Consider the following 19,047-nt stretch of genomic DNA (forward strand, 5'->3'; position numbering starts at 1 on the left):
GTCGAGGCCGGGGATGTCAACATATCTGGCGTTGACTTTTGGCACGCTGTTGAGTTCTCAAGGAACGGACGCTTCCTTCGAGCCGCATTCCTGCGAACCCTCCGGGCGCTTCGTTCTTTCGTGTTTCCAGCTTACCAGAGGTTTTTCGCTCTGATTTCCATTCCCGCTGGAGTGGGAATTCCTTCGACTTCGCTGCAGACCTTATCAAAAGCTCTGCACTGCTCAGCTTCGGGGTTTTGCCGGAACCGGGCCAGCATCCTCGCGGACGCGCTGCCTCGCTTCGGCCGTGTCATAGACACTACGCTCGGGCGGACTGTATGTCCAGTCCCTCCCAACCGTTCAAACCTACTAGCCCATGGGGATCACGTCAATGGTCCCGCCGGGTTGATCATCAGGCTACCAGGTTTGGCGGGGCGCCCGTGACCGCGCCACGCCGCGGTGGTCAGCCGACCATCGGCTGGTGGTCGGCGCGGTCGGCGACTTCGACGTCGCCGGTCTCGCCGGCCAGGGCGGCGCGCTTGCCGAGGACCAGGGCGTAGACGAGGAAGAGGGCTTCGACGACGAGGCCGATGCCGATGCGGAGCCAGCTGGGGAGGGCGGAGCCGGTGACGAAGCCCTCGATGAAGCCGGTGACCATGAGGACGGCGGCGAGGCCGATGACGGAGCCGATGACCGCGCGGCCCTCTTCGGCGAGGGCCACGGTGCGGGTGCGGGGGCCGGGGTCGATGACGGTCCAGCCGAGGCGGAGGCTGAGGGCGCCGGCGACGAAGATGGCGGTGATTTCGAGCAGGCCGTGCGGGATCAGCAGGCCGAGGAAGAGCTGGAGGTGGTCGGCGGAGGCCATGGTGCCGATGCCGGTGCCGAGGTTGAGGACGTTGACCAGCAGGATGTACAGGACCGGGAGGCCGAGCAGGACGGCCGAGATCAGGCACTGGGCGGCGACCCAGGCGTTGTTGGTCCACACCTGGGCGGCGAAGTTCGCCGAGGGGTGCTCGGTGTAGTAGGTCTCGAACTCGCCGCCGGGCTTGGTGAGCTGCTCGTACTGCTCGGGGGTCAGCAGGGACTTGATGATCTCGGGGTGGGTGCCGGTCCACCAGGCGATCACCGCGCTCAGCAGGAAGGAGACCGCCGCGACGGTGAGCCACCAGCGGCGGGCGCGGTAGAGGATCGCAGGGAAGCCGGCGGTGAAGTAGTGGGCGGCGTCGCGCCAGGAGGAGGCGCGGGCGCCGGCGACGGCGTTGCGGCCGCGGACGACCAGGGTGGTGAGCCGGCCCTCGATGCCGGGGTGCGGGGCGGCGGCCTGGACCTGGGCGAGGTGGCTGGTGGCGCGCTGGTAGAGGGTGATCAGCTCGTCGGACTCCTCGCCGGTGAGCCGGCGGCGACCGCTGAGGACCTCCAGCCGGTGCCATTCCGCCTGGTGGGCGGCGACGAAGACGTCCAGGTCCATGGCGGCTCTCTCCGGGGGCGCGGTGGGGCGGACCGCGGGCACTGGTGGGTGTGCGGCCGGGCTGGTTGCGGGGCTTAGCTTGCCAGAGCCGGCGGGCGGTGGGGCGGGGCAGCCCGGAAGCGTCGGCCCGGGGTTACCTGCGGGGGGCGGGCGGCCTTATGTTTGCCGCTGTTGATCGAGGGGGTCGGATCGCGCGACGCGGGTCGCCGGCGGGCCGTGGAGCGGAGCGGGTGGATGGCGTGAGCGAACTGGTGACCGGCGAGGCGGTCGTCCTGGGGCTGCGGACGGCGCAGCTGCCGTCGCGGGCCCTGGCCCGGCTGCTGGACTGGGTCCTGTACGTCGTGGCGTACTTCGTCCTGAGCGTGGGCCTGATGCTGGGGCTCTCCGACCTGGAGATGGCCGCCGCGGTGGCGTTCCAGATCTCGGTGCTCGTGTTCTGCACGGTGCTGCTGCCGGTGCTGGTCGAGACGCTGTCGCACGGGCGGTCGCTGGGGAAGGTCACGCTGGGGCTTCGGGTGGTGCGGACGGACGGCGGTCCGATCCGGTTCCGGCACGCGCTGGTGCGGGGGCTGGTCGGGGTGATCGACTTCGGGCTGTTCGCGCTGCCCGCGGTGCTGTCCGCGCTGATCTCGGTGCAGGGGCGCCGGCTCGGCGACATCTTCGGCGGGACGATGGTGGTCCGCGAGCGGCTGCCGCAGAGCGCCCGGGACCAGGGCTCGGTGCCGCCGGTGCCGCCGCAGGTGATGCACGCGCTGGGCGCGGACCTGGTGGCGCTGGACCTGTCGGCGGTGCCGGACCGGCTGTGGCTGTCGTCGCGTCAGGTGCTGGGCCGGATGCACGAGTTGGACCAGCCGGTGGCGGCCGGGCTGGGCGACCGGCTGGCCGCGGAGATGGCGCAGCGGACGGGGTGGCCGGTACCGGCGGGGCTGCCGTCGCTGGTGTACCTGGGCGCGGTGTCGATGGAGCGGCAGCGCCGGGAGTGGGAGCGGGCGTCGGCCGCGGCGTTCGCGGCCTACCCGGCGCAGGGCGGTCACTCGGTGCCGGCGGGGTACGGGGCCGCACCGGTGCAGCCGGCGCCGCCGGTGGAGTTCGGGAAGCCCGCGCCCGTCCCGCCTACCACACCCGTCCCGCCTACCGCACCCGCCGCGCCGGTCGCCCCGCCCGCCGCACCGCCCGCGCCCGCGCCCGCACCCGCCGCACCGGCCGAGCCCGCTCCGGGCACCGGGTTCGCGCCCCCGGCCTGAGCCCGTACCCGACCGCCCCGGTGGGCTCAGGCCCCGGGCGGGCGGCGCGGGTTGGGCGGGGAGTCGAGTTCTTCGAGTTCGATCCCGGGGGCGCCGAGCAGGACGTCCCCGGTGAGGTGGAGGTCGCGGACCTCGCCGGTGTCGAGGTCGGTGACCCGGTAGTGCTCGACGGGGAGCGGCCCGCTGTCGGTGGGGTGGTCCTGGACGGAGTGGAGCTGCCAGCCCTGGTCGAGGGTGCGGGGGGCGAGGGCGTCGCCGGTGAAGGAGACCAGGCGGATCCGGGCGCTGCCGCCGGGGTCGAGGGCGAGCAGCCGGGCGGTGGCGACCAGGAAGGCCGGGGAGTCGCCGGTGAAGGCGTGCGCCCGGTCCTCGCCCTCGACCGCTTCGACGGCCTCGCCGGGGGCGGTGCCGGAGGCGGCGGCGCGGACCCAGTGCACGCCGTCCAGCGCGCCGCCACGGACCTGCCAGCCGCCGGAGCGGAGTTCGAGCCGGATCGGGCGGTGCCGGGCGTCCAGGGTGAGGTCGGTGGTGCCCTGGACGGTGCCGTCGGGGCGGTAGCGCTTGGCGACGTAGCGCCAGCCGGCCGGGCCGGGGGCGCACTGGAAGCGTTCCTCGCCGAGCGGGGTTCCGTCGTGCGGGTCGTGGAGGGAGTAGCGGCCGTTCGGCATGGGGGGAAGCCTACGTAATCCGGTGTGCAACCTTTGCCGGGGCGGGCCGCATCAGGGGGGCGGTGGCGCGGCCGTGCCACCGGTCTTGGGGAGGGAGGGGCTGCCGGGATGGCGGAGCTGGCGCGGGACGAGGAGTTCACCGCGTTCGTGGCGTCCAGGGCGGTCTGGCTGCGGAAGGTCGCGTACCTGCTGTGCGCGGACTGGCACCGTGCGGACGACCTGGTGCAGGAGAGCATCACCAAGCTGTACACCCACTGGGGCCGGGCGAGCCGGGCGGAGAACCGGGACGGCTACGCGCGGACGGTGCTGGTGAACACCTTCCTGGCGGAGCAGCGGACGGCGTGGTGGCGGCGGACCAGGACGGCGGCGCGGCTGCCGGAGGGGGCGCCGTCCCCGGGCCCCGACCTGGCGGTGTCGCTGGACCTGCGGGAGGCGTTGGCGGCGCTGCCGCCCCGGCAGCGGGCGACGGTGGTGCTGCGCTACTACTGCGATCTCACGGTCGAGCAGACCGCGGCCGAGCTGGGGTGTTCCAGCGGCAACGTGAAGAGTCAGAGTTCGCGGGCGCTGGAGTCGCTGCGGCGTTCTTCGTCACTGCGGGCGGAAGGGATCAGGGGATGAACGGGGACGAGGGGCTGAGCACGCGGCTGGCGGAGCTGGTGGACCAGTCTCCGCCGAGCACGGTGGACGCGGCGCTGGCGGTGCGGACGGGCCGGGCGCGGCGGACGCGGCACCGGTTGACGATGGTGGCCGCGGTGGCGGCGGTGCTGGCGGGCGCAGGGCTGTCGCTGCTGCCGGAGGGCGGCGGGGGGTCGGCTCGTCCGGCGGGTCCGGCGCTGCCGACCCGGTCGGCGCCGCCGCTGCCGCAGCTGCTGGGCGCCCCGCTGACGGTGCCGGCGGTGCCGGGCGGGCGGGAGACGCTCACCACGGAGGCGGACTTCGGCTGGCTGCCGGAGGAGATCAACGAGCTGGAGTACTTTCCCGGCGGCGAGGTGTCCGCGAGGACGCTGGGCGGCGACACCCTCCGGTGGAACCTGTACCTGAAGGTCCTCCCCGCGGGCCAGCTGCCGGACCCTCCGCGTGCGCAGGCGGACGGACCGGTCCTGGCGGACGCGGCACCGGTGGGCGGGGGCCGGGCGTACACCGAGACGGTCTCCGGCGGGAGTTTCGGGGACTCGGTGACGCTGTACTGGCAGGTCCCGGACGGTCGCTGGGTGTCGCTGGCGGGGACGTACCTCGATCTGGCGGAGCGGGACGGGCTGCTGCGGAGGATCGCGGAGTCGGTGGTGGTCGGCCACCGCGCGGTGCCGCTGCCGGTGGTGGTCTCCGGTTTGCCGGAGAGCTTCCGGCGGACGTCGGTGATGTTCACGCGGGAGACCGTGCGGAGCCTGGACTGGTGGAGCGCCGAGCTGAACTTCGTCGACGCCGGGGGCGGGCCGCTCACGATCACGGCGACTCCGGACGCGGAGGAGCCGCAGGGGTACCCGAGGCCGACGGACCTGGAACCGGGCGACACGAAGCAGACCTGCCGGGTGGCGGCGGACAGCGTGCGGGTCTGCCTGTCGACGTACGCCCTGCCGGTCGACTTCTCGGCGGTGGGCGGCCGGGAGGGCCTGCTGGACCGGGTCCGGGCGCTGGGCCAGGACGTCTCGGGGTGGGCCGCCGAGGCGGTGCGCTAGGCCCTCCTCTTTCGGCCCTTGCCGCCCCGGGAACGGCGGACGGCCGGTGCACCTCCGTGGTGCACCGGCCGTCCGCCGTTCGAACGAGGGTGTCAGTAGCGGTACTGCTCGGACTTGTACGGGCCCTCGACCGGGACGCCGATGTAGTCGGCCTGGTCCTGGCTCAGGGTGGTCAGCTTGACGCCCAGGGCGTCGAGGTGGAGGCGGGCGACCTTCTCGTCCAGGTGCTTGGGCAGCACGTACACGCCCACCGGGTACTGCTCGGGCTTGGTGAACAGCTCGATCTGCGCGATGGTCTGGTTCGCGAAGGAGTTCGACATCACGAACGACGGGTGGCCGGTCGCGTTGCCGAGGTTGAGCAGGCGGCCCTCGGAGAGCACGATGATCGTCTTGCCGTCGGCCTTGCGCCACTCGTGGACCTGCGGCTTGACCTCGGTCTTCACCACGCCGGGGAGCTTGGCCAGGCCGGCCATGTCGATCTCGTTGTCGAAGTGGCCGATGTTGCCGACGATGGCCTGGTGCTTCATCCGCTCCATGTGCGAAGCCATGATGATGTCCTTGTTGCCCGTCGTGGTGACGAAGATGTCCGCGATCCCCACCACGTCGTCCAGGGTGGTGACCTGGTAGCCGTCCATCGCCGCCTGCAGCGCGCAGATCGGGTCGATCTCGGTGACGATCACCCGGGCGCCCTGGCCGCGCAGCGACTCGGCGCAGCCCTTGCCCACGTCGCCGTAGCCGCAGACGACGGCGACCTTGCCGCCGATCAGCACGTCGGTGGCGCGGTTGATGCCGTCGATCAGCGAGTGCCGGCAGCCGTACTTGTTGTCGAACTTCGACTTGGTCACCGAGTCGTTGACGTTGATCGCCGGGAACAGCAGCTTGCCGTCGCGGTGCATCTCGTACAGGCGGTGGACGCCGGTGGTGGTCTCCTCGGTGACGCCCTTGATCGTGGCGGCGACCTCGGTCCACTTCTGCGGGGACTCGACCAGGGTGCGGTTCAGCAGCTCCAGGATGATCCGGAACTCGTCGTTGTCCGCGGTGTCGGGCGACGGCGCGGCGCCGGCCTTCTCGAACTCGACGCCCTTGTGGATCAGGAGGGTGGCGTCACCGCCGTCGTCCAGGATCATGTTCGGGGTCTGCCCGTCGGGCCAGGTCAGCGCCTGCTCGGTGCACCACCAGTACTCCTCCAGGCTCTCGCCCTTCCACGCGAACACCGGCACGCCCTTGGGGTCCTCGGGGGTGCCCTCCGGGCCGACCGCGATCGCGGCGGCGGCGTGGTCCTGGGTGGAGAAGATGTTGCACGAGCACCAGCGCACCTCGGCGCCCAGCGCGGTCAGGGTCTCGATCAGCACCGCGGTCTGCACCGTCATGTGCAGCGACCCCGTGATCCGGGCCCCGGCGAGCGGCTGCGAGGCGGCGTACTCGGCGCGGATCGACATCAGACCCGGCATCTCGTGCTCGGCGAGCTGGATCTCCTTGCGACCGAACGGCGCCAGGGAGAGATCGGCGACCTTGAAGTCGCCGGTGGGCTGGTTCGACATGCGAACTCCTCGTGGGGTGGGCCTGGTTACGGGTGTGCTGAGCGGCAGAGGGCGCGCGGGAGCGACCCTCTGCTGCGGCACAATCCGTCGGAGGACCTCTCTCCCTCGACCGGAGCCCCGCTCCGATCGACCGCCATCAGCAGCGACGTTTGGCACTGCTGACGAATCTACACCGATCGGGCGCGGCTCAGTGGGCGTTCGGGCCCGGTCCGCCCGGAGTCGCGTCGGCGTCGGGGCCCGCCAGGGCCTTCTCCTCGGAGTAGACGTCGGGCTCCAGGTAGATCGCGCGGGCGATCGGGACGGCCTTGCGGACCCGGGCCTCGGCGTGGTCGATCGCCTCGGCGACCACCGCGGCGCTGTCCTCCGCGTTGACGCCGATCTTGGCGGCGACCAGCAGTTCCTCGGGGCCGACGTGCAGGGTGCGCATGTGGATCACCGAGGTGACGGTGTCGTGGTCGACCAGCGCCGCGCGGATCTTGGTGACCACCTCGGCGGCCGCGGACTCGCCGATCAGCAGCGACTTGGTCTCCAGCGCCAGCACCAGCGCGATGACCACCAGCAGCAGGCCGATGCACAGGGTGCCGATGCCGTCCCAGACCGCGTCCCCGGTGAGGGTGGTCAGGCCGACGCCGAGCAGCGCCAGCACCAGGCCGACCAGCGCGCCGGAGTCCTCCAGCAGGACGACCGGCAGCTCGGGGGCCTTGGCCCGGCGGATGTACGCGGACCAGCCGTGGCTGCCCTTGTCCTTCGACGCCTCCCGGTAGGCGGTGAGGAAGGAGTAGCCCTCCAGCAGGATGGCGAAGACCAGCACGCCGACCGGCCAGTACCAGTTCTCCAGCTCGTGCGGGTGGGCGATCTTCTCGTAGCCCTCGTAGATCGCGAACATGCCGCCGAGGCTGAACAGCACGATCGAGACCAGGAAGCCGTACACGTACCGCTCGCGGCCGTAGCCGAAGGGGTGCTCCTCGGTGGCGGCCCGCTGGGAGCGCTTGCCGCCGATCAGCAGCAGCACCTGGTTGCCGGAGTCGGCGACCGAGTGCACGCCCTCGGCGAGCATCGAGGACGAACCGGAGAACGCGAACGCCACGAACTTGCTGACCGCGATCCCCAGGTTCGCGGCCAGTGCCGCGACCAGTGCCTTGGTGCCGCCTTCGGTGCTCAACCCCGTACATCCCTCCGCGAGGGCCCGGGGCTTTGCCGGGCCTTGACTGACGAAGGGACGATACCGTGTCAGCCCCGGGTGGCCAGGCCCAGGTACACCGCGGCGAAGTCGGTCAGGCCGATCAGTTCGGCCAGCGCCTGCACCGGGTCCTCCAGGCTGGAGGCGTGCTCGGTGCACCGCACCTCGTGGGCGGCGGCCAGGCGGCGGGCCCGGGCCACCGGCCAGCCGGGCTGCTCCAGTTCGGCCACGCCGGGGGTGTGGCGGAGCATCAGCACCTGGAGCTGGAGCGGCACCGGTTCGTCGACCCGGTCGCGGAAGAAGTCGTCCGGGTCGGCCCCGGCGCCGAGCCGGCCGGTGAACATGCCGCGGTGGGCGGTCAGCGCCTGCGGGAGGCGGGCGGTCAGCGCGGGGAGCCCGGCCCGGTCGGCCAGGGCCGCCGCGAACCGCTCCCCCGCGGCGGCGGCCGGGGCGCCCTCGGACCAGAGCAGCGGGACGGTCTCGGCGAGCCGGGCGGCCAGGGACTTCGCCGGGTTGTCGTACGACTGGGCGTCGGGGCGGCAGCGCACCGCGACCTCGTCGAGGCGGTCGGCGGCGGCCTCCAGCGAGCCGGGGGCGAGCTGGGCGGCGCCGATCCGGTCGGCCAGGGTGAGCAGCGGGGCCAGGAAGGCCCACAGCGCGGCCGGGTCCTCGGCCGGGAGGTCGGGTTCGGCGTCGGTGCCGTCCGGCTCCACCGCGCTGGGCTCGAACGGCAGCGGCAGGGCGCGCACCTGGAGCGCCGCCTCGAACAGTTCGGAGCCCTCGGGGGCGATCACCGCGATCGCGCAGCCGCGGGCGTACGCCTGCTCGGCCAGGTTGATCAGGCCACCCTCGCGGCCGCCCGCGCTGGCCACCACGATCAGGTCCAACGCGTTGGCCCAGCCCGGGAGTTGCCAGGTCTCGCCGTCGGTGAAGGCGTATCCGCCGGGGCGGGCGTCGGCGGGCGGCAGCGGCCACACCTGGCAGCTGGGCAGGGCCAGCGCCGCGAGCACGGCGGCCGCGGTCAGCACCCCGCCGTGCCCGGCGACCAGCACCGCGCGGGGCCGTCCGTCCGGGTTCAGCGTGTTGACGCCGGCGGCGTCGGCCCGGCGCAGGGCGATCCTTATCCGGGCGCCCGCCCCGGCCAGGGCCAGCAGTTCGCGTCGGCGGTCGGCGCGCTGCACGGCGGCCGGGTCGTCCAGCAGGGAGTCGTCGAACATGGCGGCTGGCCTCCAACGGCTGGCGGGGCAGGGGTCAGGACGGGCGGCGGGCCTCGTCCACCAGCAGGACCGGGATGCCGTCGCGCACCGGGTAGACCAGGCCGCAGCCCTCGCCGGTGCAGCGCAGCTCGTGCACCTCGCCCTCGGTCTCCTCGTCGAGCGGGGAGCGGCACTCCGGGCAGACCAGGATCTCCAGCAGGAAGGACGGCAGGCTCATGGCGGTCGGACTCCGGGGCTCGGGAAGGACGGCGGTACGGGAAGCCGGTGACACAGCAGTACCCCGGCCGGTGGCAACCCTACCGGCCGGGGCACCCGAAAAGTCAGCGGCGGGCTGACGGGGGCGGGGACGCCCCGGGTCAGCCGCGGACGATGGCCAGCACGCCGTCGCGCAGTTCGGCCATCTTCGCCGGGTCCTTGGCCTCGGCGTTCAGGCGCAGCAGCGGTTCGGTGTTGGAGGCGCGCAGGTTGAACCACCAGTCCGGGCCGGCCACGGTCAGGCCGTCCAGTTCGTCGGTGGTGACGCCCGGCAGGCCGGCGTAGGCGGCGCGCACCTCGGCGGTGACGGCGGCCTGGTCGGCGACGGTGGAGTTGATCTCGCCGGAGGCGGCGTACCGCTCGTACTGGGCGGTCAGCGCGGAGAGCGGGCCGTCCTGCCCGCCGAGCGCGGCCAGCACGTGCAGGGCGGCCAGCATGCCGGTGTCGGCGCGCCAGAAGTCGCGGAAGTAGTAGTGCGCGGAGTGCTCGCCGCCGAAGACCGCGTCGGTGACGGCCATCTCCTGCTTGATGAAGGAGTGGCCGACCCGGGTGCGGACCGGGACGCCGCCCAGGTCGCGGACCACCTCGGGCACCGTCCAGGAGGTGATCAGGTTGTGGATGACGGTCGGGTGGGCCTCGCCGCCGGCCTGGGCGCGGGCGATCTCGCGCTCGGCGACCAGGGCGGTGATCGCGGACGGGGAGACCGGGTCGCCGTTCTCGTCGATGACGAAGCAGCGGTCGGCGTCGCCGTCGAAGGCCAGGCCGAGGTCGGCGCCGACCTCGCGGACCTTGGCCTGGAGGTCGACCAGGTTGGCCGGGTCGAGCGGGTTGGCCTCGTGGTTCGGGAAGGTGCCGTCCAGCTCGAAGTACATCGGGACGACCTCCAGCGGCAGGCCGTCGAGGACGGTGGGCACGGTGTGGCCGCCCATGCCGTTGCCGGCGTCCACCGCGACCTTGAGCGGGCGGATCGCGGTCAGGTCGACCAGCTTGCGCAGGTGCTCGGCGTAGCCGCCCAGGGTCTCCCGGGCGGACAGCGCGCCGACGGCGGCGCCGGAGGCCGGGACGTGCACCGCGCCGTCCTCGTCCAGCCAGGACTCGACCAGTTCGCGGACGTCCGACAGGCCGGTGTCCTGGCCGACCGGGGCGGCGCCCGCGCGGCACAGCTTGATGCCGTTGTACCGGGCCGGGTTGTGCGAGGCGGTGAACATCGCGCCGGGCAGGTCCAGGCTGCCGCTGGCGTAGTACAGCTGGTCGGTGGAGCAGAGCCCGATCTCCACCACGTCGGCGCCGCGGGAGGCCGCGCCCTCGGCGAACGCCCGGGACAGTGCGGGCGAGGACGGCCGCATGTCGTGGCCCACGACCACCGCGCTGCCGCCGACCACCTCGACGAAGGCAGCGCCGAAGGCGTGCGCCAGCGACTCGTCCCACTGGTCCGGCACGACGCCCCGGACGTCGTACGCCTTCACAAGCTGCTTGAGGTCCCGCACCAGAATGCTCCCGTGTGTGTGCTGCGACGTGCTGCGGACGGCACCGGCGCCAGCCTGTCCGAGCCGCAGAGGGGCAGCGTACCGGGCCCCGGTGGAGCCGCCGCGACGCGCGGGGTCAGCTCTCCGGGGAGCGCAGCACCCGCAGGTGGCCGCGGCGGCCCGACTCGCCCTCGGGGGGCGGTCCCTGACGCGGCGTGCGCTCCTGCGGGCGGGCCGCCTCGCGGACCGCGTTGGCCAGCGCCTCTAGGTCGTCGCTGCTGCGCCGCAGCGGGCCGGTGTCGCCGGCCAGGCGGACCACGTCCCAGCCGCGGGGGGCGGTCAGGCGCTCGGCGTGCTCGGCGCACAGGTCGTAGCAGTGCGGCTCCGCGTAGGTCGCCAGCGGGCCGAGCACCGCGGTGGAGTCCGCGTAGACGTACGTCAGCGTCGCCACGGCCGGACGGCCGCACGCGGTGCGCGAACAACGACGTACAGAGCTCACGAGGGTGGACGGTACCGCAAGTGGGACCGGCCCGCGAAGACCCGCCCCCGGCTCGCGTGTCCGCTCGCCGTTACGCGCCGTGCTGGAGTGGTCCACTTCCGGGCATCCAGGGACTACGCTCGACACTGCTATGGACAGCTCGACACCCCCGTCCCCGCCCGGTTCCGGCCGCCGCAAGCACCGCGACCGGCACGGCCGCGGCATGCGCGGGCCGCTGGCCCCGCCGCAGGTGCCCATCTCGCTGACCCGCTCCGAGCTCTTCGACGACTACGTCCGGGAGTCGATGGAGCGCCTGGTGCGGCGCTGGCCCCAGCTGGAGGACGTGGAGTTCGCCGTGCTGGAGGTCCCGCTGCCCGCCAAGGGCGAGCCGGAGCCCGACACCGTGCCGCTGGGCCGGGCGGTTCCGGGCGCGGCGGGGCGGCGCAGCCGGATCATGGTCTACCGGCGGCCGGTGGAGATCCGGGCCAAGTCCAAGGAGGACCGGGCGGCGCTGGTCCACGAGATCCTGATCGAGCAGGTCGCGGAGCTGCTCGGGCTCTCGCCGGACGCGATCGATCCGCGCTACGGCGAGGAGTAGGGCCCCCGGGCGGGGGCCCCACCGGGCTCATCGCCCGAGCACGACCCCGGGGTCGGCGGCCACCTGCGGGACCTGCACGGTGGCGTGGTCGTCGCGGAACTGCTGGGTGGTGAAGGCGGGCACGTCCTTGGCCGGGACGGTGATCTGGCGGGCGGCGAGAACCGGGCCGCCGCCGAGGGTCTGCAGGGTCAGGGCGTAGGGGCCGTTCGCGCCGGCGGGGTCGATGCCGTCGACGCCGACCGTGGTGCCGGCGGGGACGTCGACGTCCTTGCTGACCGGGGTGCCGCCGCTCGCGCCGGCCGAGCTGGTGACCTTGACCTTGGCGTCGCTGTCGGTGGCGGTGAGGAACAGCTTGGTCTGGCCGGCCCGGTTGTCGGCGACGGAGGCGCGGGCGCCGATCGGGTTGCCGCCGGCCAGCCAGGCGGCCTCGGTCCTGCCCTTGTTCTCGCGGTCGACGCGCAGGCCGGCCACGATCGGGGTGGGGTGGCTGTCGCTGGTGGGGGTGAGCCGGACGGCGCTGGCGCCCTCGCGGGTCTGCTCGGTGAACTGGAAGTCGAGGGCGGCGGTCATGCCGGCCTTGACGTGCACGGTCTCGTTGCCCGCAGGGGTGAACCAGCCGTTCTTGCCGGAGAGCTGGACCTTGAGGTCGGCGTCGTCGGCGGAGTCGGTGGCGATCACCAGGTGGGCGGTGGTGACGTCGTCGGGGATGCCGGGGATGACGACGCTCGCGGCGGGGTCGGCGGAGGGTTCGAGCCAGTCGCTGCCCTTGCCGGTGTCGATGGCGTGGACGCCGGCGGCGATCCGACCGCTGCGGGTGACCACGTGCAGGGCGAGGTTGTCGACGGGGCCCTTGGTGAGGCTGGCGAGGCTCATCGTCTCGGTCTTGCCGGGGGCGATCGAGATGCCGGTGGCGAGTTCGTTGTCGATCGGGCCCTTGTCGCCGTACATCCGCAGGTCGACGACGGCGGGGAGGCTGTCGGCGTTGACCAGGGTGACGTAGTCGACCCGGTTGCTCGTGGTGCTGGCGCCGGAGAACCAGAAGCTGGTGCCGGAGGGCAGGCAGTCGGCGCCGGACAGGCCGGCGCCGCCCTGCTCGGAGCTGGTCAGCTGGGTGGCGGTGAAGCCGGGGGCGAGGTTGCCGGTGGCGATCGCGAAGCTGCCGGGGGCGGTGTCGCCGTTGGCGGCGGGGCCGGTGGCCGGGAGGCCGGGCTTGGCCAGCGAGATCCGGGCGTCGACGGCGGCGGCCGGGCTGCCGGAGGGCGGTCCGCCCGGGGCCGCCGCGGAGGCGGCGTCCGACGGGGCGGCCGGGGCGGACGGGGCGGGCTGCGCGGGGTTCTGCGCGGCGAGCACGTTGTCGGCGGTGGCGTCGGCGAGCAGGCCGGTGCCGGCGCTGCCGGTGCCGCCCTCCGGGCTGAACAGGGTGAGCGTGGTGGAGCCGGTGACGCCCTGCATCGGCGGCGGGCAGACCAGCGCGGCGCGCTCGACCTGGGCGGTGGTGCGCTTGCCGCCGCCGGTGGCGGCGGAGGTGGCCGGGGCGCGCAGTTCGGCGATGCCGAACACCAGGCCGAGCACGGCCACGCCGGCCAGCAGGGACTGGCCGGTGCGGCTGCCGCCGGCCACGGAGCTCAGGTCGGGTGCCTTGAGCTTGGGCGCCTTCAGGGTGGGCTTCTTCATCGCGGTCAGCTCCCCGCCCCGGGCTGCCGCGGTTGGCCGCCGTAGGGGTCGTTGGGGTCGTAGTAGGTGGTGGGCTGCTGCTGTTCGGGCAGCCAGGGCTGCTGCTGCTCGTCCTGCTGCGGGTAGCCGGCGGCGTACGGGTCGGTCCAGCCCTGGGCGGGCGGGGTGTCGTAGCCGTACGCCTGCTGCTGGCCGTACTGGTCGTGGCCGTCGCCCTGCGGGGGCGCGCCGACGGGCTGGTGCCGGGTGTAGTCGTAGCCGTAGCCGTCGGACGGGTAGCCCTGCTGCTGGTACGGGTCCGCCTGGTACGGGTCGGCCTGGTAGGGATCGGCCTGGTACGGGTCGGCGAACGGCTCGGGTTCGGGCCGGTAGGGCTCCGGGTCGGCTTCGGCGCTCTGCTGGGCCGGGACGCCGGGGGCGTAGACGCCGGGCTCGGCCTGCGGGTCCTCGCCCTCGCCGCGTTCGGCGAGGCGGCGGGCCCGGCGGCTGCCGGGGGCGGGCGCCTGGGCCTGGACCTGGGCGGCCAGCGCCTGGGCGGCGACGACCTCCTCGGGGATGTCGTCGTCGTTGGTGTTGCGGCGTCCGGGCAGGGCGAGGACCAGGACGACCGCGCCGAGCGCGAGCCGGCCCCAGACCCAGGCGGTGTGGGCGGCGGCGCCGGCGCGGGTGACGTCGAGCCGGCCGCCCTCGGCGGGGAGGGTGAAGCCCTGGGCCCAGCCGTCGACGGTGACGGCCTTGAGCGGCTTGCCGTTCAGGGTGGCCTGCCAGCCGCCGTCGGCCTGTTCGGCCAGCCGGAGCTGCCGGCCGGCCGGTCCGGCCGGGACGGTGGTCCAGATGTCGTGCGCGCCGGCCGGGACGACCACCGGGACGGTGCCGGGGCTGGTGATCTGCGCCCGGGTGCCGGGGACGCTGGTGATCTGCCACAGGCCGACGCCGTTGTCGAGGCTGAGCCGGGTGACGCCGGGGGTGGTGTCCAGCACGTCGCGGACCTTGGCGATCACCGGGTCCTTCACCTCGACGTAGCTGATGCCGTACCCGGCCAGGGTGCGGGCCAGGTCGCCGCCGGAGCCGGCCAGCAGCTTGGCGGTGAGCGGGGAGAGCTGTCCGTCGGCGGCGCTGTCCACGGTGCCCTCGGCCTGGCCGGTGGTCAGGCCGGCGCCGCGCACCAGCGCGTACCGGACGGCGGTGCCCTCGGCGTCGCCGGTGACGACCAGGGTGCGGGAGCGGTCGGTGGTGGTGCCGGACTCGGCGATGAACGCCGGGACCTGGGCGTCGCTGCCGCGCCGCAGCGGGCCGTCGGCGCCGGTGACGGCCCACCAGACGGCGGTGCCGACCGGGGCGAGCACGGCGGCGGCGAGCACCAGGGCGGCGACCGGCTGGCGCCAGCCGAAGGCGATGCCGGAGACCCGGGTGTTGGCGCCGTCGGCGCCGATCGCGGCGGCGGCGAGCAGCGCGACCCCGGCCAGCAGGGTGGCGGGGCCGGCCCAGGCGGCGGTCTGCGGGCCGCCGGAGGCGGGGGTGACGGCGGTGCCGGCCACCGCGACCGAGAACAGCAGCCCGGCGGCGGCGGCGCCCCAGGCGGCCAGCACGGCGCGGCGGCGGTCGGCGCGCAGCAGCGCGGCGAGGGCGGCGAGCACCACGCCGGCGGACAGCCAGACCGGGGGCGTGCCGGCGCCGCCGGGGTTGACCAGGACCAGGCCGAGCGGGTCGGCGGCGGGGCCGTTGAAGCCGGGGACGCCGGCCTCCAGCAGCAGCCGGGAGGGGTGGGCGAGGACCTGGAGCGACCAGGGGGCGAGCACCAGCAGCGGCACGCCGAGGATCACCACGACGCGCAGGCCGAGCAGCCGCACCGCCTGCGCGCCGGAGCCGAACGCGCCGCCGCGGAGCACCGCGTGCAGCAGCGCGGCCAGGCAGAGCGGGACGGCGATGGCCCAGGTGAGCGGGACGAAGGCGGTGCTGACGGTGAGCATCAGCACGGTCATCCAGGCGGACCGCCAGCCGGGGCGGGCGCCCTTGGCGGCGGTCTCCTTGCGGATGCCGAGGCCGGCGGTGATCGCGGCGGCGCGGGCCAGCGGGGGCAGCAGCACGGCGAGCACCGCGGTGCCGATCCGGCCCTGGGCGAGCGCGCCGGTGGCGGCGGGCAGCACCGCGTAGGTGGCGCTGGCCCAGGCGCGGACGGCCTTGGAGGCGATCAGCGGGCGGGAGACCAGGTAGGCGCTGACCGCGGCGAGCGGGACCGAGAGCACCACGAGCAGGGTGAGCGCGAGGTCGGCGTGGTCGAACAGCGCCCAGGAGAGGATCGCGAGCACCGCGAGGTAGGGCGGGCCGTCGGCGGTGGAGCCGGTGCCGATGCCGTGCCAGGGCGCGGCGTACACGTCCCACAGGCCGGCCGCGCCGTCCGAGGCGGGCAGCAGGGCGCCGCCCTGGAGGAGGCCGGAGCCGATCAGGTTGCGGCAGGCGGCGAGCGCGAACAGCAGCAGCGCGGCGAACAGCACCGGGGCCGGGCGGCGCACCAGCTTCTTGAGCAGGGCGAACTGTTCGACCACCAGGTCGTCGGTGTCGTCGTCGCCGGGGCCGGACTCGACCGAGCCGTGCCGGCCGGCGCCGGCCTCGTCGGGGCCGCCGATGCCGAGCGAGCCGACGACGTTCTCGACGGCGAGCCGGACGGTGGCGCCGGGGGCGGGGAACAGCGTGCGGTCGTCCAGCGAGTCCACCGAGCGGGTCCGGCGGCGGCGCGCCCGGGCGGCCATCAGCCGTGGCAGGCGGAGCAGTTCGTGGCCGAGGCCGGCGATCTCGTCGTAGGCCTGCCGGGGGTCCTTGCCGACCAGGTTGACGACCACCCGGAGCAGGGTGCCGAGGACCAGCCGGAGCAGGACGTACGGGAAGAGCAGGCCCTTGGAGTTGGCGAGCAGGGTGTAGACGGCGCCGGACTTGTCGACCCGGTGCGGGTGGGCGGAGGCGCAGTCGATGGCGCGGCGTTCGCGGCTGGCGGCCTCGGCGTGCCGGAGCACCGCGTCGGGGGCGACCACCACCCGGTGGCCGGCCGCGTTGACCCGCCAGCAGAAGTCGGTGTCGTCCCGCATCAGCGGCAACGCCCGGTCGAATCCGCCGAGTTCCTCGAACACGTCGCGGCGGACCAGCATGCCGGCGGTGGAGACGGCGAGCACCGGGCGGACCTGGTCGTGCTGGCCCTGGTCCTGCTCGCGGCGGTCGAGGCCGGTCCAGCGCCGCCCGGAGCGGGCGATGGTGACGCCGACCTCGAGCAGCTGCCTGCGGTCGTACCAGGAGCGGAGCTTGGGGCCGACCACGGCGGCGGTCGGGGTGGAGTCGGCGACCTGGAGCAGGCGGCGCAGGGCGTCGGTCTGCGGTTCGCAGTCGTCGTGCAGCAGCCAGAGCCACTCGACCGGCTGGGTCTCGCGCGGTCCGCCGCGGCCGAGGTCGTCCTCGCCGCCGAGCGGGTCGCCGAAGTCGTCCCAGCCGCCGGTGACCGGGTCGTAGCCGGACGGGTCGAGGCTGTAGGAGAGGTCCTCGGGGCGCAGCGGGTGGCTGCCGGCGACGGCTTCGCCGACGGCGCGGCCGAAGCCGACCCGGCGGCCGAGGATCTGCGGGCCGCTCCCGGGGAGCCAGTCGCCGAGGGTGTCGGCGAGCAGCTGGGGCGAGTTGTCGGTGGAGCCGGTGTCCACCGCGAGGATCCGCTGGACCTGCCGGTCCTGGCCGAGCAGTCCGGCGAGCGCCTGCGGCAGCCAGCGGGCGCCGTCGTGCGAGACGATCACGGCGGTGACCAAGTGGCGCGGGTAGGCGGGCGGCCTGGCAGCGGAGAAGCCGCTCTGGTGGCTGTAGACAGTCATCGGGTGCGCGGACCACCGGTTCGGGTTTGACGGCAGATGACGCACCACACTAACGGCTCCGGGTGGCGCGATCCTCCCCGGCGGGTGTGAAGAGACGGTGCAGCGGGTACCGCGTCCGGTCGCCGCGGGGGCCCGGGAACGCGAAAGCGCCCCACCTGACCGGTGAGGCGCCGACACGGGCCGGGACGGGCCCGGGTGTCCGGATGCCCGGACGTGCTGCGGGGGTCAGACCGCGCTCTTCTTGAGGCGGCGGCGCTCGCGCTCGGAGAGGCCCCCCCAGATGCCGAACCGCTCGTCGTTGGCGAGGGCGTACTCCAGGCACTCGGCCCGGACCTCGCACGCCAGGCAGACCTTCTTGGCCTCCCGGGTGGAGCCGCCCTTCTCGGGGAAGAAGGACTCCGGGTCGGTCTGGGCGCACAACGCGCGCTCCTGCCAGCCGAGTTCCTCTTCGTCTTCCTCGATGCCCTCACCGATCAACAGCTCAAAGAGCTCGCTCATTCTGGCGCGCCTCCTCTGCCCCTCTTGGCGTCCCCGTGGTGTTGCCGTTGCCGGTGCGGCGGAACGACACGAGAGAAATTACAGTTGCGTCACTCTGGCCCAGTCAAGCCGAGCTCTGGTATTGGGCCGAGGATTCACTCCCCGGAACCAAGCCACTACGAATAGTGTACATATCCGGACAACCCGGACATCACGCCTGGTTCCTGACCAGCCATCAGGCCGCACGCCGCTCCCGACCGGGACGGTCCGGGGCGATCTCAGGGCGTCCCTTCCCGGAGTCTTTAGCTTCGAAACCTTAATGGGCGCTTATCACCCCATCCGGTGGTTCAGGGCCGATGTGACCCGAATGTCCGTCAGTCCGCCTTGACACTGGAGGGTCGCTTGCGGTGTGCTTGCCCGCATGTCAGAGTTCCCGGCCACCTCCACCGACCGGCGCCGCCAGGCGCTCCTCGGTGCTGCCGCGAACTCCTCGTGTTGTCGCCGCTGTCTCCGCTGTATCTAGGCGCTCGCGTCCCACCGCGCGCCGCCCCGGAACAGAGGCCGACCGCGCGACAGTCCCCCCTTGAACGTCCTCGCGGCCCCGGCTGATCCCAAGTCCGCAGCCGAACCCGAGGACGTCACCGTGCGAATGCCCCGACTCCGCAAGCGCAACCGCGACCGCAGGCGTTTTCCCGCGCCCACCGCTCCCGCCACCCTCTCCCCCGCCGCTCCCGCCGCGCCCCGCTGGGCCGACGGCCTGAGCGACGTGTCCATCGCGGGCGACCCGCTGGCCTTCCCGCACCTGGCCCGCACCGACCTGCCCGCGCACCCCACCACGCTCGGCGGCTACGCCCGGCTGGTGCGCGAGATCGCCGCCGACCGGGCCCGCTGGGAGCCGCTGGTCCGCTACGACGCGCTGACCCGCTGGTACGCCCGGCTGGAGACCGGCCCCGGCTACGAGGTGTGGCTGCTCAGCTGGCTGCCCGGCCAGTCCAGCGGCTTCCACGACCACGGCCGCTCCTCCGGCGTGATGACCGTCGTCCAGGGCGAACTCTCCGAGCGCTCGTTGACGGCCGGCGGCGAGGGCTCGCGCGCCCTGGCCCCCGGCGGCCTGCGGGTGTTCTCCACCGGCTACCTGCACGAGATGGTCAACGCCTCGCTGGAGCCCGCGGTCTCCGTCCACCTCTACACGCCCGGCCTGGTCGAGATGAACCGGTACCCGGCCGCCGCGGAGCAGGCCGCCGCGCACCAGGAGCGTCACCGGGTGCACTGACGCGC

At 73.9% G+C, this 19,047-nt stretch carries 16 protein-coding genes; 5 read left to right on the plus strand and 11 right to left on the minus strand.

Features of this window, described 5'->3' with window-relative positions:
- Positions 1–442: 442 nt before the first annotated feature.
- On the minus strand, positions 443–1,447 hold the full coding sequence (locus tag ACIP60_RS36730) for a stage II sporulation protein M (RefSeq protein WP_400693489.1): 1,005 nt from the start codon (positions 1,445–1,447) through the stop codon (positions 443–445).
- 239 nt (positions 1,448–1,686) lie between these two features.
- Here ACIP60_RS36730 and ACIP60_RS36735 point away from each other — a divergent pair, with 239 nt between their 5' ends.
- Positions 1,687–2,691, plus strand: a complete 1,005-nt coding sequence (locus ACIP60_RS36735) for an RDD family protein (RefSeq protein WP_400693492.1) — start codon at positions 1,687–1,689, stop codon at positions 2,689–2,691.
- A 26-nt stretch (positions 2,692–2,717) separates the two neighbouring features.
- On the opposite strand, the gene ACIP60_RS36740 is transcribed toward ACIP60_RS36735, so the two are convergent.
- A complete protein-coding gene (locus ACIP60_RS36740) occupies positions 2,718–3,359 on the minus strand; it encodes a hypothetical protein (RefSeq protein ID WP_400693494.1) in 642 nt (213 codons plus the stop codon).
- Positions 3,360–3,467: 108 nt separating this feature from the next.
- Here ACIP60_RS36740 and ACIP60_RS36745 point away from each other — a divergent pair, with 108 nt between their 5' ends.
- Together ACIP60_RS36745 and ACIP60_RS36750 are read left to right on the plus strand one after the other, a co-directional pair.
- On the plus strand, positions 3,468–3,977 hold the full coding sequence (locus ACIP60_RS36745; protein ID WP_400693497.1) for a SigE family RNA polymerase sigma factor: 510 nt from the start codon (positions 3,468–3,470) through the stop codon (positions 3,975–3,977).
- The gene (locus ACIP60_RS36750) at positions 3,974–5,035 is read left to right on the plus strand and encodes a hypothetical protein (protein WP_400693499.1); all 1,062 of its coding nucleotides are present in this window, start codon (positions 3,974–3,976) and stop codon (positions 5,033–5,035) included. The genes ACIP60_RS36745 and ACIP60_RS36750 overlap by 4 nt, the downstream gene beginning before the upstream one ends.
- Positions 5,036–5,127: 92 nt before the next feature.
- On the opposite strand, the gene ahcY is transcribed toward ACIP60_RS36750, so the two are convergent.
- From ahcY to ACIP60_RS36780, 6 genes are all read right to left on the minus strand, one after another.
- The gene (gene ahcY / locus ACIP60_RS36755; RefSeq protein WP_400693502.1) at positions 5,128–6,576 is read right to left on the minus strand and encodes an adenosylhomocysteinase; all 1,449 of its coding nucleotides are present in this window, start codon (positions 6,574–6,576) and stop codon (positions 5,128–5,130) included.
- A 187-nt stretch (positions 6,577–6,763) separates the two neighbouring features.
- Positions 6,764–7,738: a cation diffusion facilitator family transporter gene (locus ACIP60_RS36760; protein ID WP_400693504.1), complete on the minus strand. Its 975-nt coding sequence runs from the start codon at positions 7,736–7,738 to the stop codon at positions 6,764–6,766.
- A gap of 68 nt (positions 7,739–7,806) precedes the next feature.
- On the minus strand, positions 7,807–8,973 hold the full coding sequence (locus ACIP60_RS36765; RefSeq protein ID WP_400693507.1) for an SIS domain-containing protein: 1,167 nt from the start codon (positions 8,971–8,973) through the stop codon (positions 7,807–7,809).
- 34 nt (positions 8,974–9,007) lie between these two features.
- A complete protein-coding gene (locus tag ACIP60_RS36770; RefSeq protein WP_030461914.1) occupies positions 9,008–9,190 on the minus strand; it encodes a Trm112 family protein in 183 nt (60 codons plus the stop codon).
- Between the two features lie 139 nt (positions 9,191–9,329).
- Positions 9,330–10,718 carry a phosphomannomutase/phosphoglucomutase gene (locus ACIP60_RS36775; protein ID WP_400693616.1) on the minus strand — a complete coding sequence of 463 codons (1,389 nt, stop codon included), beginning with the start codon at positions 10,716–10,718 and terminating at the stop codon, positions 9,330–9,332.
- A gap of 112 nt (positions 10,719–10,830) precedes the next feature.
- Positions 10,831–11,193, minus strand: a complete 363-nt coding sequence (locus ACIP60_RS36780) for a DUF3499 domain-containing protein (RefSeq protein ID WP_030461916.1) — start codon at positions 11,191–11,193, stop codon at positions 10,831–10,833.
- A gap of 130 nt (positions 11,194–11,323) precedes the next feature.
- Between ACIP60_RS36780 and ACIP60_RS36785 the strand changes: the two genes are divergently transcribed.
- Positions 11,324–11,770 carry a metallopeptidase family protein gene (locus tag ACIP60_RS36785; protein ID WP_100838009.1) on the plus strand — a complete coding sequence of 149 codons (447 nt, stop codon included), beginning with the start codon at positions 11,324–11,326 and terminating at the stop codon, positions 11,768–11,770.
- 27 nt (positions 11,771–11,797) lie between these two features.
- On the opposite strand, the gene ACIP60_RS36790 is transcribed toward ACIP60_RS36785, so the two are convergent.
- From ACIP60_RS36790 to ACIP60_RS36800, 3 genes are all read right to left on the minus strand, one after another.
- Complete coding sequence (locus ACIP60_RS36790; RefSeq protein ID WP_400693513.1) at positions 11,798–13,444, minus strand: DUF5719 family protein; 1,647 nt, start codon at positions 13,442–13,444, stop codon at positions 11,798–11,800.
- A 5-nt stretch (positions 13,445–13,449) separates the two neighbouring features.
- The gene (locus ACIP60_RS36795) at positions 13,450–17,292 is read right to left on the minus strand and encodes a glycosyltransferase (protein ID WP_400693516.1); all 3,843 of its coding nucleotides are present in this window, start codon (positions 17,290–17,292) and stop codon (positions 13,450–13,452) included.
- 225 nt (positions 17,293–17,517) lie between these two features.
- The gene (locus tag ACIP60_RS36800; RefSeq protein WP_014136066.1) at positions 17,518–17,790 is read right to left on the minus strand and encodes a WhiB family transcriptional regulator; all 273 of its coding nucleotides are present in this window, start codon (positions 17,788–17,790) and stop codon (positions 17,518–17,520) included.
- A gap of 736 nt (positions 17,791–18,526) precedes the next feature.
- Here ACIP60_RS36800 and ACIP60_RS36805 point away from each other — a divergent pair.
- Entirely contained in the window at positions 18,527–19,042 is a 516-nt protein-coding gene (locus ACIP60_RS36805; RefSeq protein ID WP_400693619.1) for a cysteine dioxygenase, read from the plus strand.
- Positions 19,043–19,047 lie beyond the last annotated feature (5 nt).

The organism is Kitasatospora sp. NPDC088783 (assembly GCF_044750705.1).
GTDB lineage: Bacteria > Actinomycetota > Actinomycetes > Streptomycetales > Streptomycetaceae > Kitasatospora > Kitasatospora fiedleri.

Excerpts from the sequence above, each read along its gene's own strand:
- ACIP60_RS36740 (WP_400693494.1), bottom strand. The coding sequence starts at position 3,359 with ATGCCGAACGGCCGCTACTCCCTCCACGACCCGCACGACGGAACCCCG.
- ACIP60_RS36785 (WP_100838009.1), top strand. The coding sequence starts at position 11,324 with ATGGACAGCTCGACACCCCCGTCCCCGCCCGGTTCCGGCCGCCGCAAG.
- ACIP60_RS36795 (WP_400693516.1), bottom strand. The coding sequence starts at position 17,292 with ATGACTGTCTACAGCCACCAGAGCGGCTTCTCCGCTGCCAGGCCGCCC.
- ACIP60_RS36750 (WP_400693499.1), top strand. The coding sequence starts at position 3,974 with ATGAACGGGGACGAGGGGCTGAGCACGCGGCTGGCGGAGCTGGTGGAC.
- ACIP60_RS36730 (WP_400693489.1), bottom strand. The coding sequence starts at position 1,447 with ATGGACCTGGACGTCTTCGTCGCCGCCCACCAGGCGGAATGGCACCGG.
- ahcY (WP_400693502.1), bottom strand. The coding sequence starts at position 6,576 with ATGTCGAACCAGCCCACCGGCGACTTCAAGGTCGCCGATCTCTCCCTG.
- ACIP60_RS36790 (WP_400693513.1), bottom strand. The coding sequence starts at position 13,444 with ATGAAGAAGCCCACCCTGAAGGCGCCCAAGCTCAAGGCACCCGACCTG.
- ACIP60_RS36800 (WP_014136066.1), bottom strand. The coding sequence starts at position 17,790 with ATGAGCGAGCTCTTTGAGCTGTTGATCGGTGAGGGCATCGAGGAAGAC.
- ACIP60_RS36745 (WP_400693497.1), top strand. The coding sequence starts at position 3,468 with ATGGCGGAGCTGGCGCGGGACGAGGAGTTCACCGCGTTCGTGGCGTCC.
- ACIP60_RS36770 (WP_030461914.1), bottom strand. The coding sequence starts at position 9,190 with ATGAGCCTGCCGTCCTTCCTGCTGGAGATCCTGGTCTGCCCGGAGTGC.
- ACIP60_RS36765 (WP_400693507.1), bottom strand. The coding sequence starts at position 8,973 with ATGTTCGACGACTCCCTGCTGGACGACCCGGCCGCCGTGCAGCGCGCC.